At 68.6% G+C, this 15,666-nt stretch carries 16 protein-coding genes; 14 read left to right on the forward strand and 2 right to left on the reverse strand.

All coding sequences use genetic code 11. The features are described from left to right. The first annotated feature begins 43 nt into the window (after positions 1-43). Entirely contained in the window at positions 44-1,468 is a 1,425-nt protein-coding gene (locus A3ES_RS0116410) for a C40 family peptidase (RefSeq protein WP_020387927.1), read from the forward strand. A 107-nt stretch (positions 1,469-1,575) separates the two neighbouring features. Continuing rightward, the gene (locus A3ES_RS54055; protein ID WP_157630560.1) at positions 1,576-1,773 is read left to right on the forward strand and encodes a hypothetical protein; all 198 of its coding nucleotides are present in this window, start codon (positions 1,576-1,578) and stop codon (positions 1,771-1,773) included. A gap of 601 nt (positions 1,774-2,374) precedes the next feature. Here the strand turns inward: A3ES_RS54055 and A3ES_RS0116425 are convergent. Both A3ES_RS0116425 and A3ES_RS0116430 read right to left on the reverse strand, forming a co-directional pair. Then, entirely contained in the window at positions 2,375-3,982 is a 1,608-nt protein-coding gene (locus A3ES_RS0116425; RefSeq protein ID WP_020387930.1) for an alpha/beta hydrolase, read from the reverse strand. Between the two features lie 92 nt (positions 3,983-4,074). Beyond that, positions 4,075-4,563, reverse strand: a complete 489-nt coding sequence (locus tag A3ES_RS0116430) for an inorganic diphosphatase (RefSeq protein WP_020387931.1) — start codon at positions 4,561-4,563, stop codon at positions 4,075-4,077. A gap of 50 nt (positions 4,564-4,613) precedes the next feature. Here A3ES_RS0116430 and dacB point away from each other — a divergent pair, with 50 nt between their 5' ends. The 12 genes from dacB (at position 4,614) to A3ES_RS0116490 (ending at position 15,658) form a co-directional block, all read left to right on the forward strand. Then, entirely contained in the window at positions 4,614-5,966 is a 1,353-nt protein-coding gene (gene dacB / locus A3ES_RS0116435) for a D-alanyl-D-alanine carboxypeptidase/D-alanyl-D-alanine endopeptidase (protein ID WP_020387932.1), read from the forward strand. Positions 5,967-6,039: 73 nt separating this feature from the next. Continuing rightward, the gene (locus tag A3ES_RS0116440) at positions 6,040-7,134 is read left to right on the forward strand and encodes a zinc-dependent metalloprotease (protein WP_026162920.1); all 1,095 of its coding nucleotides are present in this window, start codon (positions 6,040-6,042) and stop codon (positions 7,132-7,134) included. After that, positions 7,106-8,155 carry a tRNA lysidine(34) synthetase TilS gene (gene tilS, locus A3ES_RS0116445; protein WP_026162921.1) on the forward strand — a complete coding sequence of 350 codons (1,050 nt, stop codon included), beginning with the start codon at positions 7,106-7,108 and terminating at the stop codon, positions 8,153-8,155. The genes A3ES_RS0116440 and tilS overlap by 29 nt, the downstream gene beginning before the upstream one ends. 4 nt (positions 8,156-8,159) lie before the next feature. Continuing rightward, positions 8,160-8,711 carry a hypoxanthine phosphoribosyltransferase gene (gene hpt, locus A3ES_RS0116450; protein ID WP_020387935.1) on the forward strand — a complete coding sequence of 184 codons (552 nt, stop codon included), beginning with the start codon at positions 8,160-8,162 and terminating at the stop codon, positions 8,709-8,711. 183 nt (positions 8,712-8,894) lie between these two features. After that, complete coding sequence (gene ftsH / locus A3ES_RS0116455; RefSeq protein ID WP_020387936.1) at positions 8,895-10,925, forward strand: ATP-dependent zinc metalloprotease FtsH; 2,031 nt, start codon at positions 8,895-8,897, stop codon at positions 10,923-10,925. Between the two features lie 3 nt (positions 10,926-10,928). Beyond that, positions 10,929-11,501 (forward strand): GTP cyclohydrolase I FolE, encoded by a 573-nt coding sequence (folE, locus tag A3ES_RS0116460; RefSeq protein WP_020387937.1) that lies wholly within the window; start codon positions 10,929-10,931, stop codon positions 11,499-11,501. 138 nt (positions 11,502-11,639) lie between these two features. Further along, positions 11,640-12,773, forward strand: a complete 1,134-nt coding sequence (locus A3ES_RS0116465) for a S1 family peptidase (protein WP_020387938.1) — start codon at positions 11,640-11,642, stop codon at positions 12,771-12,773. Between the two features lie 141 nt (positions 12,774-12,914). Then, entirely contained in the window at positions 12,915-13,712 is a 798-nt protein-coding gene (folP, locus tag A3ES_RS0116470) for a dihydropteroate synthase (protein ID WP_020387939.1), read from the forward strand. Further along, on the forward strand, positions 13,709-14,173 hold the full coding sequence (locus A3ES_RS0116475) for a nuclear transport factor 2 family protein (protein ID WP_020387940.1): 465 nt from the start codon (positions 13,709-13,711) through the stop codon (positions 14,171-14,173). The genes folP and A3ES_RS0116475 overlap by 4 nt, the downstream gene beginning before the upstream one ends. Continuing rightward, on the forward strand, positions 14,170-14,574 hold the full coding sequence (gene folB, locus A3ES_RS0116480) for a dihydroneopterin aldolase (RefSeq protein WP_020387941.1): 405 nt from the start codon (positions 14,170-14,172) through the stop codon (positions 14,572-14,574). The genes A3ES_RS0116475 and folB overlap by 4 nt, the downstream gene beginning before the upstream one ends. Next, positions 14,571-15,137, forward strand: coding sequence for a 2-amino-4-hydroxy-6-hydroxymethyldihydropteridine diphosphokinase (gene folK / locus A3ES_RS0116485; RefSeq protein WP_026162924.1), 567 nt, complete (start codon positions 14,571-14,573; stop codon positions 15,135-15,137). Before folB ends, folK begins: the two co-directional genes overlap by 4 nt. A 2-nt stretch (positions 15,138-15,139) precedes the next feature. Further along, entirely contained in the window at positions 15,140-15,658 is a 519-nt protein-coding gene (locus A3ES_RS0116490; RefSeq protein WP_237744975.1) for a DUF3180 domain-containing protein, read from the forward strand. Positions 15,659-15,666 lie beyond the last annotated feature (8 nt).

The raw sequence follows: 15,666 nt of genomic DNA on the forward strand, positions 1-15,666 counted from the left end.
ACCCTGGGGAAGGGGTTCGTGACCGGCGGAAAGGTTGAACCCGATGCGGACGCCCTCCGGGGCCACGTCCGGCAAGCGGGACACGGGCACTGGGAAGACCGGTAGAGCACTGCTCTCCGGAGTGCTCGCGGTCTCCTTGGCCGGCACTATGGCCCTGATCACCGTTCCGGCCCAGGCTGATCCCAAGCCGCCGGTCATTCCGTCTCAGTCCACTGTCGACGCCGCGAAGAAGGCGGCCGCCGCGAAGGCCGCCCAGGTGGCCGCGATCGAGCAGCAGCTCGCCGGCGCGAGTGCCCGGCTCGAGCAGCTCGGTCTCCAGGCGGCCAAGGCCGGCGAGATCTACAACGGCGCGATGTACCGGCTTCAGCAGGCGCAGGGCGAGGCCAAGGCCGCCGCGGACCGGGCCGCCAGAGCCGAGAAGACCTTGACCGCCCAGCGGCAGCAGATCGGCCGCTTTGCGGCAGCGTCGTACCAGGGTGGCGGTGACCTCGCCAAGATCGGGCCGCTGTTCACCGCGGAAGGTCCGCAGCAGCTGCTCGACTCCGCCGGTGCTGCTCGTTCGGTGTCGCAGGCGATGCAAGGCTCGTACCTGCGCTACACGGCGTCGCAGGTGGTCAGCAACGCCTTCAAGATGCAGAAGGATCAGGCCGTCACCAAGGTGAAGGCCGCGAGCGACGAGGCAGCGAAGGCCAAGGCGGCCGCTGAGGCAGCGGAGGCCGAGCAGCGGGCGGCGGTCACGTCGATCGGCGTACAGCGCAAGCAGCAGATCGCTCAGCTCGCCACCTTGCGCAACACCTCGGTCAAGGTGGCCGAGCAGCGGCAGCGCGGGCTGGAAGAGCTGGCCCGGCAGCGGGCCGCGGCGCTGGCCGCGAAGAAGGCGGAGGAGCTGCGCAAGCGGATCGCCGCCCGGGAAGCCGCCGACCGTGCTCGCGAAGCCCGGGAGGCTCGCGAAGATGCCGCCCGGGAGGCTCGCGAGGAGGCCGCCCGGAAGGAACGCGAGGAGAAGAACGACAAGAACGACAGCAAGAAGCCGCCGAAGAAGCACCGGCCCGACAAGGGCACCGGCGGAAAGCGGGACGATGGTGGCTCCGGGCGCAACTCGCGCGGCGCCCGAGCCGCCATCGACTTCGCGCTCTCGCAGCTGGGCGACCCCTACATCTGGGCGGCGGCCGGTCCGAACGCCTGGGACTGCTCGGGTCTGACGATGGGCGCTTGGAAGCGCGGCGGAGTTCAGTTGCCGCACTACAGCGTCGCGCAGTACGAGCAGGTCAAGCACATCTCCGAGGACGAGCTGCGGCCCGGCGACCTGATCTTCTGGTCCGAGGTCGCGGGCGACCCCGGCAGGATCTTCCACGTCGCGATGTACCTCGGCGGTGGCCGGATGGTGCACGCGCCGCGGGCCGGCCGGCCGGTGACGATCGACAGCGTCTACTACTGGGAGACACCAGACTTCTTCGGCCGGCCCTGAGCACGGGCCGCCGGCCCATCGTGAGGCAGTACAGCGTGAGGCAGCTCAGCTCGTGAACGACTAGACCAGCCGGTGTCCGCCCGTCGGCGCGCAGGACGGTGTGAGTGATGAACGCTTTGCGTGGCTTGGGGATGATCGCGTCCGCGATGTCCTGGATCCGGACGGGTGGCAGGCGGCGCGCCATCGCGGCTGGTGTCGTTTTACCCGCGACCACCCAGCCCGGCGAGCTGGCGTTGACCCACAGTGGCGCCAGTTCGCTCTCGGACCGGGCGGCGCCGACGTCGTACTCACTGATCGGTTGGTAGAGGCTTAGGTCATCGCGATCAGGCGGCCGAGGTTGGTGCGGCTGTCGAGCACCTTGTGGAGCTGGCTGACCTCGGCGAGAGAGAACTGGGTGTGCGTGACGGGGCGGAGTGCGCCGGACCGCTAGAGGCGGGCGACTTGGGCGATGTCGGCTTTCGCTTCGGCCGGGCGGGCGGCTCGCCAAGCGAGCATGGAGACGCCGGTGACGGACTTCAGGCTGAAGAGGCTGCTCGCGGGGACCGTTGGGAGTTCGCCGCTGATCGCGCGTACGTGACCATCCGGCCGAGTGGTGCGAGTGCCTGCAGGCCTTGGTCGAAGGTCTTGCCGCCGCCCCGATCGCAGGCTCCTCCGTCGCCCCGATCGCAGGCTCCTCCGTCGCCCGCTCGGCAAGGGCGGGTGCGGCATGCCGTGGTCGGGCCCGGACCGCCGCCACTCACGAACCTCGCCTGGCCGGTCCTGGCCAGGCGTGGATGGGCGTGCCTTGGGCTGTGTAGAGCAGGTTTGTGAGTGGTGGCGGTCCGGGCCCGCCACCCAACATCATGAGGTCCGGCTGGTGGGTGGGAGTGGTTGACGCAGGAGCGACTGGCGGAGGCCGCGTGGGGATCACCAGCGGCCGGCGCCCAACTCCTTGGCGGTTCGCTGGGGAGCGAGTGCGGGGTCGTTGGCTGCGCAGCGGGTGTCTGCGGTCGGCACTGTCAGGTTGAGGAAGTAGTTGTCGGCTGCTGCGCGGGTACAGGCGGTCCGGTGGTAGACGACGTGGCCGGAGCCCTCGTAGGTGACCAGTACTGCGTTGCCCAGCTGACGCCTGGCGCTGACGGCCCAGGAGTAGCCAGTGGCCGCGTCGTGGAGGCCGTTCATCATCAGAATGGTCGGCGCGCCTTCCACGTCGAGCCGGTGCTGAGGGTTGTTGACCTTGCCCGGCCAGCCGATGCACTGGGTCATCGACTGCAGCGCCAGTACGGACGCACGCATCCGCGGAGCCACCTTCAGGCTGGTTCGGTACAAGGCGTCCAGCTCGGCGTACCCGTGGATCGGCAGCGACCAGTCCTGGCAGAACTGCGGCCGCACATCCTCCACCAACTCGACATTGCTCGCACTGCGCTTAGCAGCAGCCGGTACTGCGGGCTGCCGGGTTGCGGTGAGCTCCGCACGGGCAGTGCGCGCGACGGCGGACGGCGTACCGGTGTGGAGGGAGCTGAGGTACTCACCGAGCTGCACCCAGCGCGGGCGGCTGAAGAAGAACTGAGTGAGGTCGAGCAGGTACCAAGTGCTCACCTTGCTGCCGTCGGCCGGGTCGACCAGGGTGCCGGCGTCGGCCTTCGCCAGTAGCTCGGCGTACACCTTGGAGACGTCTTGGCCGTGCAGGGCGCAGTTGGTGCTCTTGCCACACCAGTCGACGAACTGCTGGAACGCGTCCTCGGCGAAGCCGCTCTCGCTGAGCAGGAAGCGCCAGGTGCCGAGGCTGTGGTCCATATTGCCGTCGTTGACCATCGAGCGGATGCGGTGCGGGAAGAGCTCGGCGTACATCTGGCCCATCAGAGTCCCGTACGACGCGCCGTACCAGTTGAGCTTGTCGGCACCGAGCGCGGCGCGGACCGCGTCGACATCGCGGGCGACAGAGATGGAGTCGACGTGGTCGTAGAGCGGCCCGGTCTGCTGGCGGCAGTCGGCGGCCAGTTGGCGGTTGAACTTCACCAGGGCTGCGTACTCCGCGCTGGATCGCGGCAGTATCGTCTCGCCGGGCTGGGACAAGGCGTCGGCCGAGCAGACCACCGGGTGGCTGCGGGCGACGCCGCGGGGGTCGATGCCGATGATGTCGAAGCTGCGGAGGATCTCTGGGCTGAAGCGGGCGGTCGCGGCCAGAGCCATGCCGACGCCAGAGCCGCCAGGACCGCCGGGGTTGATGAACAGCGGGCCCTTGGAGGTGGCGGGGTCGTCGGCCGGCCGCTTGGCCAGCGCCAGCACGAAGGTCGCGCCGTCGGGCTTGCTCCAGTCGACCGGCAGAGTGATCTTGCCGCAGGAGATAGCAGGCACCTCAGGGCAGGGAGCCCAGGTGATCGAGCGAACCGCTTCGCTGGCGGTGGAGGGGGCCGCCGCGGTCGCAGGGGTGGTGATGCCGGCGAGCAGCAGTAGCCCTGCTCCGGCGGCAGTTAGCCCCCGCAGGCTCAGCCCCGACCTGGTCGGCTGTCGCTTGGTGGTCCGGCTCGGCATGGGCGGTCCTTCCGTCGGGGTGCCTGACGGTGCGGAACCTACCGGCTGCGGAGTGCAAGCGGCAGAGTGCCTGCAGCTAGTTGCAGCAGGCTCTAGTGGTGCTCGGTCTTCAGTCGCGCGAAGGAGGCGGTGATCTCGGCCTCGGCGTCGGCGCGGCCGACCCAGGTGGCGCCCTCGACGGACTTGCCCGGCTCGAGGTCCTTGTAGACCTCGAAGAAGTGCTGGATCTCCAGCCGGTCGAACTCCGGCACGTGGTGGATGTCGCGCAGGTGCTCCTGGCGCGGGTCACCGGCCGGGACGCAGAGGACCTTGTCGTCCGGGCCCTTCTCGTCGGTCATCCGGAACATGCCGATCGCCCGGGCCTTGATCAGGCAGCCCGGGAAGGTCGGCTCGGGCAGCAGCACGAGCGCGTCCAGCGGGTCGCCGTCCTGGCCCAGGGTGTCCTCGATGAACCCGTAGTCGGACGGGTACTGAGTCGCCGTGAACAGGGTGCGGTCGAGCCGCAATCGGTTCGTCACATGGTCCAGCTCGTACTTGTTGCGGGTGCCCTTGGGGATCTCGATGAAGACGTCGAACTCCATACGGCAGATACTGTCACGGTTCGGACCGATGAAATGACAGGAGCAGCCAGGTGGCCCGTCCTCCCCGTGCGGTCTTCGTCACGCTGCTGACCGCCGGCGTACTGGCCGGGCTGGTCGGTGGTGCGCAAGCTGCACCCGTCTCGTCGCAGAGCGGTACCGCTGCAGCACCGCTAGTACTCGAGCCTGCCAAGACAGAGGGAGCCGCGCCGACCGCCGCCGGAGTACAGAGGGCACTGGCAGCTGTTCTGAAGGACCCGTCGCTCGGCAAGCACTTCGGTATCTACGTGTACGACGCGTCACGCGGCAAGCCGGTCTTCTCGGTCGGTACTGCGCGTCCGTTCGTCCCTGCGTCGACGATGAAGCTCCTGACGACCGTCTCGGCACTGGAGGCCCTCGGCCCGGACCACCGCTTCACGACGAAGGTGGTGCGCTCCGGCAGCTCGATCGTCCTGGTCGGCGGCGGCGACCCGCTGCTGGTGACCAAGCGGCCGAAGGACCCACTGGCCTTCCCGGCCCGCGCCTCCCTCCAGGACCTCGCAGCCAGTACTGCGAAGGCGCTGCGCGCTGCTGGAGTGGCCAGCGTCACGCTCGGGTACGACGCGAGCCTTTTCACCGGCCCTGCGGCCAACGCCAAGTGGGAGCCGAACTACCTCACCGAGGGCATCGCTGCTCGGACGTCGGCGCTCTGGGTGAACCAGGGGCGCCTGACTCCTGGCATGGCGAAACGGGCTGACTCGCCGGCCCTGGCGGCAGCGACAGCGTTCGCGGCCGAGCTGCGGACCCTGGGGATCAAGGCGACCGGGCTCAAGCCGGTAGTAGCTCCGGCCGGTGCTACGGCTGTCGCTCAGGTGGACTCGGCGACGCTCGGGGATCTCGTCGAGCACGTCAACCTGCACAGCGACAACGACGGCGCTGAGGTACTACTGCGGCACGTCGGGCTGGCGACCAAGAACGGTGGCTCCTATGCAGGCGGTCTCGCCGGGCTGCGCGCCACACTCACCAAGCTCGGTCTGGATGTCAGCAAGGCGCGGTTCGAGGACGGCAGCGGCCTGTCCCGCACGAACCTGGTGCCGCTCGACGTACTGGCTGGGGCTGTTCGGGTGGCGACCGCTGAGGACAAGCCGCAGTTGCGGCACCTGCTGACCGGGCTGCCCGTTGCTGGGTTCAACGGGAGCCTCGAAGAGCGCTTCGCGGGCCCGGGGACTGCTGCCGGCACTGGGATGGTTCGGGCGAAGACAGGCACTCTCACCAGCGTCCACTCGCTGGCCGGCTATGTCCGGGACAAGGCGGGGACCCTGCTGGTCTTCGCAGTAGCCACGGACAGCTCCCCAGCAGCCAAGGCGCTGGACGCCCGCGCGGCGCTGGACCGGGCAGCAGCCGCACTGGCTGCCTGCGGCTGCTGACCATGTGCAGCACAGGGCGCAGGACCAGACACACGACAAGGCGCATGTTGGGACATGCCACTAGGGTCGATGTATGAGTACGGCTGAAGGTAGTACCGCGGCTGAGATGGTCGACTGGCAGCTGGCGACAGGTGTGGCTCGCAAGCTGCTCCGGCCGGGGCCGGCGGTCAGTCGAGCCGAAGCGGACCAGGTGGTGGCCGAGCTGCGGCAGTTCGCGGCCGACTCGGAGCACCACGTGCGGGACTTCACCGGGCTCCAGGCGACCTCCGCCACGGCGCCCGTGGTGATCGTGGACCGCCCGGGCTGGGTGCAGGCTAACGCTGACGGGTTCAGGACCGTGTTGAAGCCGCTGGCCGACAAGCTGCGGGAGAAGCAGGAGCGCACCGGCGGGCTGTCGTCCGCTGTCGGCTCCCGCGTCACCGCCATCGAGGCCGGCGCACTACTGGCCTTCCTCTCTTCCCGGGTGCTCGGGCAGTTCGATCCGTTCTACCCGTCGGAGCCTGACCCGGCTCGTCCCGACCTGACCGGGCGGCTGCTGCTCGTCGCGCCGAACGTCATGCACGTGGAGTCCGAGCTGGGCGTAGTGCCGCGGGACTTCCGGTTGTGGGTCTGCCTGCACGAGGAGACGCACCGGGTGCAGTTCACCGCCGTACCGTGGCTGCGGGATCACCTGCGGTCGGAGATCGCGTTGTTCCTGGATCAGGCGGAGCTGGACGCGTCGGCGTACGCGGCGATGTTCCGGGAGGCCGTGCAGCGGCTGGGGCGGTCGGTGAAGGGCGAGGCCGAGCTGAGCCTGGTCGACCTCATGCAGTCGCCGGAGCAGCGGGCGGTGCTGGACCGGCTGACGGCGGTGATGTCGTTGCTGGAAGGGCACGCGGACTTCGTGATGGACGGTGTCGGGCCGAGTGTGATCCCGACCGTCGACACGATCCGGTCCAAATTCACCTCGCGCCGGACGGGCGGCAGCCCGCTCGACCAGTTGCTGAAGCGGCTGCTCGGGCTGGACGCGAAGATGCGGCAGTACCAGGACGGTGCCGCCTTCGTCCGGCAAGTGGTGGACCGTGTCGGGATGGACGGCTTCAACCGGATCTGGACCGGGCCCAACACGCTTCCCACCAAGAACGAGATCGCCAACCCCGATGCCTGGATCACCAGACTCCACGGCTGAAGGAGGGCATGGCGAGCCCGCTGCGCCGCGGGCTCGCCTGCACCCCTCTGTAGCGCGGGTGCGCGAGGCCGTGCGTAGCGCGCTGGCCGACTTGCCGCACGGGACGACTGTGCTGGTTGCCTGCTCCGGCGGGGCTGACTCGTTGGCGTTGGCGGCAGCGACCGCCTTCGAGGCTCCGAAGCTTGGAGTGACCGCTGGAGCTGTGGTTGTCGACCACGGGCTTCAGGTGGGTTCCAAGCAGACTGCGGAGATAGCTGCTGAGCAGTGTCGAGGCTTGGGGCTCGAGCCGGTGCAGGTGCGGGCAGTAGAGGTCGGGACTGACGGGGGACCCGAGGGAGCCGCCAGGACAGCCCGGTACGACGCCCTGCGGGCTGCGGCCGACGAGCTTGGCGCAGACGTCGTCCTGCTGGCTCACACCCGCGACGACCAGGCAGAGACCGTCCTGCTCGGTCTTGCCCGTGGTTCGGGCGCCCGCTCACTAGCCGGGATGGCACCAGTGGCCGGGCTGCTCCGTCGACCGCTGCTGGAGGTCCCCCGGAGTACTACGGCCGCCGCCTGCATCGCGTCGGGTCTGCGCCCGTGGCACGACCCGCACAACGACGACCCGCAGTACAGGCGGGTCCGGGTGCGTCACGAGGTGTTACCGGTACTGGAAGAGGCGCTAGGGCCCGGCGTGACGGAAGCACTGGCCCGTACTGCGGGGCTGTTGCGCGCCGACGCGGACGCGCTCGACGTACTGGCTGCTGACCTGGCAGAGACCGCCGTACGGCATGCCGAGTCGGAAGTGGTCTGCGACGTCGGGGCGCTGGAGGGGGAGCCCACGGCACTCCGGACCCGAGTACTACGGCAGGCAGCCCTGGAAGCTGGTTGCCGTGCCAATGACCTCAGCGCGGGACACGTCGCGGCGGTCGACGCGCTCATCACCGACTGGCGCGGCCAGCGCTGGATCGACCTCCCGCAAGGGGTTCGCGCGGTTCGTAGGGCTGGATTCCTCTTCTTGGGTGCAGGTGTGACAGGCTGAGCTCGTGGATGCGTCGGACATCGAGAAGGACCTGGCCCAGATTCACTTCACCGAGGAGCAGATCCAGGCGAAGTTACAGGAGCTGGCCCGGCGGATCGAGCAGGACTACGAGGGCAAGGACCTGCTGATCATCGGGGTCCTGCGGGGCGCCGTGATGGTGATGGCCGACCTCGCCCGTTCGTTCAGCCGCAGTGTCGAGATGGACTGGATGGCGGTCTCTTCCTACGGCTCCGGAACGAAGTCGTCCGGGGTGGTCCGGATCCAGAAGGACCTGGACACCGACATCACCAACCGGCACGTGCTGATCGTCGAGGACATCATCGACACCGGCCTGACGCTGACCTGGCTGGTCAGCAACCTGCAGTCCCGCAAGCCCGCCTCGCTGGAGATCTGCACCGCGTTCCGCAAGCCGGACGCGGCCAAGATGGCGGTCCCGGTGAAGTACGTCGGACTGGAGCTGCCGGACGAGTTCGTGGTCGGCTACGGCCTCGACTACGCGGAGAAGTACCGCAACCTGCGCTGCGTGGCGACGCTCGCCCCGCACGTCTACTCCTGACTACCCTTACGGGCTGACCCGTCAGGCGCTTGGTGACAGGCTGTAGACAGGGTCGTACCGTCGTTCGGTGACCCTCGTGGTGGGCACGCTTGCCCGGCACGAGACACTTGGACTGGTATTACCGTCACAAGGCCGTTATCCCGGGCCTGCTGAGCTAGGAGGGACGGGGCGCCAGCCCTGATCATGGACGTGAAGCGCATCTTCCGCGGACCTATTTTCTGGATCCTCATGGCCTTCGTGGGCGTGCTGGTGATCGGACAGCTCCTGACCGGCTCGACCGGATACAAGACCGAGCCCACCGGCAAGGTGGTGCAACTGATCCAGGAAGCCAAGGCCTCGAGCGACAAATCGATCAAGACGGTGACGCTGATCGATCCCAAGCAGGAGATCCGGATTGAGAAGACCGACGGCACCAAGGTCCGGGCCTACTGGGTCGACGGTCAGGCCAACGGGCTCGGTAACGATCTGCAGGGTCTGTTCATCGACAAGAAGATCGAGAAGTACGACGTGGAGAACCCCAAGCCGAGCTTCATCGGACAGGTGTTCTCGACGCTGATCCCGTTCCTGCTGATCGCGGTCGTCTTCATCTTCTTGATGAACTCGATGCAAGGCGGCGGCTCGCGGGTGATGAGTTTCGCCAAGTCGAAGGCCAAGCTGGTCAGCAAGGACACCCCGAAGACGACCTTCGCGGACGTGGCCGGGGCCGACGAGGCGATCGAGGAACTCGGCGAGATCAAGGAGTTCCTGCAGGAGCCGGGCAAGTTCCAGGCGGTCGGAGCGAAGATCCCCAAGGGCGTGCTGCTCTACGGTCAGCCCGGTACCGGTAAGACGCTGCTGGCCCGAGCAGTCGCCGGTGAGGCCGGCGTGCCGTTCTACTCGATCTCCGGTTCGGACTTCGTCGAGATGTTCGTCGGTGTCGGTGCCTCCCGGGTCCGCGACCTGTTCGAGCAGGCCAAGACCAACGCGCCCGCGATCATTTTCATCGACGAGATCGACGCCGTCGGCCGGCATCGTGGCGCCGGCCTCGGCGGTGGCCACGACGAGCGCGAGCAGACGCTGAACCAGTTGCTGGTCGAGATGGACGGCTTCGACGTCCGCGGCGGCGTGATCCTGATCGCCGCGACCAACCGTCCCGACGTGCTCGACCCGGCGCTGCTGCGGCCGGGCCGGTTCGACCGGCAGATCCCGGTCGACGCGCCGGACCTGCCGGGCCGCGACAAGATCCTGAAGGTGCACGCCCGGGGCAAGCCGATGTCGGAGGACGCGGACCTGACCGCCGTCGCCCGCCGGACTCCTGGCTTCACCGGCGCGGACCTGGCCAACGTACTGAACGAGGCGGCCCTGCTGACCGCCCGGCTGAACAGGAGCCAGATCGACAAGTCCGCCCTCGACGAGGCGATCGACCGCGTGATCGCCGGACCGCAGCGCCGGAGCCGCCTGATGTCGGACAAGGAGAAGGTGCTGACGGCGTACCACGAGGGCGGGCACGCCCTGGTGGCCGCGGCGCTACCGCACTCCGACCCGGTGCACAAGGTGACGATCCTGCCGCGCGGTCGCGCGCTGGGGTACACGATGGTGCTGCCCGACGAGGACAAGTACTCCACCACCCGGTCGGAGATGCTCGACAAGCTCGCCTACATGCTCGGTGGCCGCGCCGCCGAGGAGATGGTCTTCCACGACCCGACCACGGGCGCCAGCAACGACATCGAGAAGGCATCCGCGCTCGCCCGGGCGATGGTCACGCAGTACGGCATGACCGAGCGGCTCGGCGCGATCCAGTACGGCCGGGACTCCGGTGAGCCGTTCCTGGGCCGCGACCTGGGCAGCCAGCGCAACTACTCCGAGGAGATCGCCGCGGCGGTCGACGAGGAGGTCGGCAAGCTGATCCTGAACGCACACCAGGAGGCCTTCGACATCCTGGTCGAGAACCGCGCGGTGCTGGACACCCTGGTCGAGGAGCTGCTCGAGAAGGAGACCCTGGACAAGGCGGAGATCGCCCGGGTGTTCGAGCCGATCCAGAAGCGCGACATGCGGCCGTCCTGGACCGGGTCCTCGACCCGGGTGCCGTCCGAGCAGCCGCCGGTGATGCCATTGCCGACCGCCGGTGAGCAGAACGGCTCGCTGTCCGACGTCATCCCCGGTGGCTCGGTCGGCCCGGACGAGGCCGCCAAGGGCCCGAACTACGGTGGTGGACCTACTCCGCCAGTGGAGTAGTCGGTGACCTCGCCGAAATTCGATCACGACCGGGCCGCGGCCGCGATCCGGGAGCTGCTGATCGCGATCGGCGAGGACCCGGATCGAGAAGGCCTGAAGGAAACCCCGGACCGGGTCGCGCGCTCGTACGCCGAGATCGCGGCCGGGCTGGGGCAGGCCGCCGAAGACGTCCTCACCACCACGTTCGAGCTGAGCCACGACGAACTGATCCTGGTCAAGGACATCGAGGTCTGGTCCCTCTGCGAACATCATTTGGTCCCATTCACCGGGGTGGCTCATGTCGGCTACATTCCGGGCGATGACGGGCGGATCACCGGGCTGTCGAAGCTGGCCCGGCTGGTGGATGTCTACGCCAAGCGCCCGCAGGTCCAGGAGCGGCTGACGACCCAGGTCGCGGAGTCGCTGGTGGAGTTGCTGAAGCCGCGCGGCGTGATCGTCGTGATCGAGTGCGAGCACCTGTGCATGACGATGCGCGGCGTCCGGAAACCGGGCGCCAAGACGATCACCTCGGCGGTCCGCGGCCAGCTCCGCAACCCGGTCACCCGGGCCGAGGCGATGAGCCTGATCGTCGGCTGACAGGTCGTCCGTAGCCTCGACGGGCCCCGGCTCGTTGAACTTCCGAAGCTGTTGCCCATGGACATTCCGTGTCCGAACGCCTACGGTCCGTAGTGGCGTTCTGACTCGGGTGCAGGGCGCCAGCGTGAGGAGGACGGTATGTCAGGGCGTTTTCGGGTCGGCGCCGCGCTTACGGGGATCGTTGTACTGACGGCCGCCGGACTGATCGCGGCGAACGGCGCGCAGGCGGATGCCCCGGTCGGTACTCCGAAGCTGCCTACCGCGGACCAGCAGTTGCTGCAGGTCCAGGACCAGGCGCAGGCGCTGGAGGGCCAACTCGGCTCCCGGGTCGTCGGCAGCTATCTCGACGGCGCCGGAGACCTGGTGGTCTCGGTCTCCGACCAGGCCACCGCGGACCTGGTCCGGCAGGCCGGCGCGATCCCCAAACTCGTCGACTACACCCTCGAGCAGCTGCTCAAGGTGCAGGCCGAGCTCGACGACGTGGCCACCAGTTCGAGCGCGGGCCGGGTCAAGTCCTGGTACGTCGACCCGATCAGCGGCACCGTCGTGGTCACCGCGCCGAGTGGCGTCCGGGACTCGATCACCCAGCGGTTCCTCCGCAAGGCGAAGGCCAACGGCGGCAAGGTGACGCTGCGCCGGACGCGTGGTGCCGTCACCACCACCGACGAGCAGTTCGGGCTGCTGGGCGGCTACCAGGTCGACAAGAACACCGGCTACACCTGCTCACTCGGCTTCAACGCCCAGACGAACGACGGCGGCCGGATCTTCCTCACCGCGGGGCACTGTACGGCGGGCAAGCCGTCCTTCTCCCGCAACGGCTACGTCATCGGCAACACCCGCAGCTCCAGCTTCCCCGGCAACGACTTCGGCACGGTCAGCGTGATCGAGGGCTGGGACCAGCAGGGCCGGGTCGAGCGCTGGGGTGCGAACGACGTCCAGGTCCGCGGCGTCGCGGACGCGATGGTCGGGGCCGAGCTGTGCAAGTCCGGCAAGAGCACCGGCTGGACCTGCGGCAAGATCGTGGCGCGCAACGTGACCGTGAACTACGGCGGCAACAAGGTCGTCCGCGGTCTCATCCAGCACACGGCGTGCGTCGAGTCCGGTGACTCCGGCGGCGCCAACATGACCGGCGACTACGCGCAGGGAATCACCAGTGGCGCGGCCTTGATCAGCGGGCAGTGCCTCGACAAACATGGACAGGCCAACGAGTCCTACTCACAACCGATCGGTGAGGCGCTGTCCGCTAGCGGCGCCTCGCTGGTACTGGGTTAGCGGCCCCGGGCAGGAGCCCGGAGCCGATGGGGGCCTGGTACCTAGGTGGGGTAGTTCGGGCGCGGCCACTACGGTGGTCGAGTGCGAACTGCCCCACCGAATCATGTCGAAGGCCTGCCTGCACCGGATCGCTGTCTGGTGATGGGCGTCGTCAACGTGACCCCGGACTCGTTTTCCGACGGCGGTGAGTGGTTCGAACCGTCGGCCGCGATCAAGCACGGCCGTGAGTTGCTGGCCGAAGGAGCCGACCTGCTCGACGTCGGCGGCGAGTCGACCCGGCCGGGTGCCGAGCGGCCCGCGCCCGCCGAGGAGCTCCGCCGGGTGCTGCCGGTGATCGAGGCGCTGGCCGCCGAAGGCGCGCTGATCTCGATCGACACGATGCGCGCCGACGTCGCCGCCCTCGCGCTGGACGCCGGCGCCGTGATGGTGAACGACGTCTCCGGCGGGCTGGCCGACCCGGAGATGCTCGGCCTGGTGGCCGCCCGCAATACGCCGTACGTGTGCATGCATTGGCGCGGGCACTCCGCGGACATGCAGCAGCGAGCGCAGTACGACGATGTGGTGGCCGAGGTGGTCGCCGAGCTCGCGGTGCGACTGGAGGCGATCAGTGAAGCTGGAGTGGACTTGAACCGGGTCGCGCTGGACCCCGGACTGGGCTTCGCCAAGAACTCGGAACACAACTGGGAGGTACTGCGGCGGCTGCGCGAGTTCGCGGTACTGGGACAGCCTTTGCTGATCGGTGCCTCGCGGAAGGCGTTCCTGGGTAGGCTGCTCGCCGACGAGGAGACCGGCGAGCCGAGACCGGCCGTACGACGAGACGACGCCAGCGCGGCCGTCTCCGCCCTCGCCGCCGCTGCCGGCGCCTGGTGTGTCAGGGCCCACGCGGTGGCGCCGAGTGCGGATGCGGTGCGGGTTGCGCGCCGGTGGGGAGCGGTATGAGCGAAGAGCCGGGCGGTACGCGACGAGGTGCGGGTGTCTCCGCGGAGTCCGTGGTGCTGAACGCCAACACCGCGTTCTACAACGCGTTCGAGGCGGGCGACCTGGACCTGATGGCGGCGGTCTGGCTGCCGGAACCCGATCCGGTCTGCATCCATCCGGGCAACGCGGCGATCTACGGGTACGCCGAGCTGATGCGCGCCTGGGCGATGATCTTCGCCAATACGCCGTACATCCAGTTCTTCCTGACCGACGTCCAGGTAAGAGTCGATGAAGACGTGGCCTATGTCACGTGTACGGAGAATGTCCTGTCGTCCGGCGAAGGGGCGCCGGAGGAAGGTTTCGCGGGGGGTAAGGCGCTGGCGACGAACGTCTTCCGCAAGACGACTACCGGCTGGCGGTTGTGGATCCACCACGCGTCCCCGGTACTGTCGTCTGGGGGTCGACAAGAGGAGGCAGAGTGAGCGGTCCCGCACTGCCCCCTGAGGTCCGGCCTCCTGACGTGATCGAGATCCGTGGCATCCGTGGTTTCGGGCGGCACGGGGTGTTCGACCACGAGCGGGCCGACGGGCAGGAGTTCGTGGTGGACGTCCGGCTCGAGCTGGACACCAGACCCGCGGCTGCTTCCGACCAGCTGGCAGACACTGTGAACTACGGCCTGGTGGCCGAGCAGGTGCACGCGGCCATCGAGAGCGACCCGGTGGACCTGATTGAGACACTGGCACAACGGATCGCGGATCTGTGCCTCGCCGACCGGCGGGTGACGGGAACCGCGGTAACCATCCACAAACCTTCGGCGCCGATCACGGTGCCGTTCGACGACGTTGTCCTGACCGTGCAGCGCAGAGCCGGAGAATCCTCGTGACTGAGACCCCTAGTCCCCACGTGATCGACGCGGACACCCTCAGCGGTGGCCTCAAGCCGATCCGGCAGGTGATCCTGTCGCTCGGTAGCAATCTCGGCGACCGGGAAGCGAACCTGCAGGGCGGCGTCGACGCACTGCGGGACACCCCCGACGTCGTGGTCGTCGACGTTTCGCCGGTCTACGAGACCGAGCCGATCGGCGGACCGGACGAGTCCGGGCCGTACCTGAACATCGTGCTGCTCGCCGACACCACGCTGTCGGTCGACACGCTGCTGGATCGTGCGCACGCGGTCGAGCAGGCGTTCGGCCGGGAGCGCAGCGTGCCGGGTGCGCCGCGGACGCTCGACGTCGACCTGATCACCTACGGCAAGAAGACGATCGAGTCCGAGGAGCTGACGGTGCCGCACCCGCGGGCCCACGAGCGCGCCTTCGTGCTGGCTCCCTGGCTGGACATCGAGCCCGACGCGGTCCTGCCTGGTGTGGGCCCGGTCGCGGAGTTGCTCGCCAAGGTCGGCACCGACGGCGTGAAGCGGGTCGACGAGCTCACCATCGAGCTGCAGTAGTGGTGTCAGGCGGTACCGGTCCGGGCCGGGCACCAGGGGCCGGCAAGGAGCCGCCGCGTCCCGGGTCGGTCCGGCCGACCTCTCGCCGGCTCCTGATCGCGATCGTCGTCCTCGGGGCGGCGATCGGCTGGACGCTGGTCAAGGCGGTCGAGTCGGGCGGCGGGGTCGCGCCGATGGTCTCCTGGCTCACCCTGGTCGCCTGGAGCTTTCTGGCCGCGCTGCTGTTCGCCGCCGCCCGGAACACCCACCAGCGGATCCAGGTCCGGCATGAACGGGTCGAGGCGTCCCGCGCGGTCTTCCTGTTGATGATCGGAAAAGCGAGCGCTTTCGTCGGCGCGTTGTGTGCCGGTGTTTACGCAGGGTTCGCGTTATCCTTCCTGGGTGCGGTCAGTTCCTCGGGCCCACGCAACCGCGTGATCACAGCCGGTGCTGCGGCAGTGATCTCAGTGCTGGTCGTCACGGCCGGATTGCTCCTCGAACGGGCGTGTCGTATCCCCGATGACCCCGAAGACACCCCCTAACATGTCGG

Origin of the sequence: Kribbella catacumbae DSM 19601 (assembly GCF_000372465.1) — a bacterium.
Lineage (GTDB): Bacteria > Actinomycetota > Actinomycetes > Propionibacteriales > Kribbellaceae > Kribbella > Kribbella catacumbae.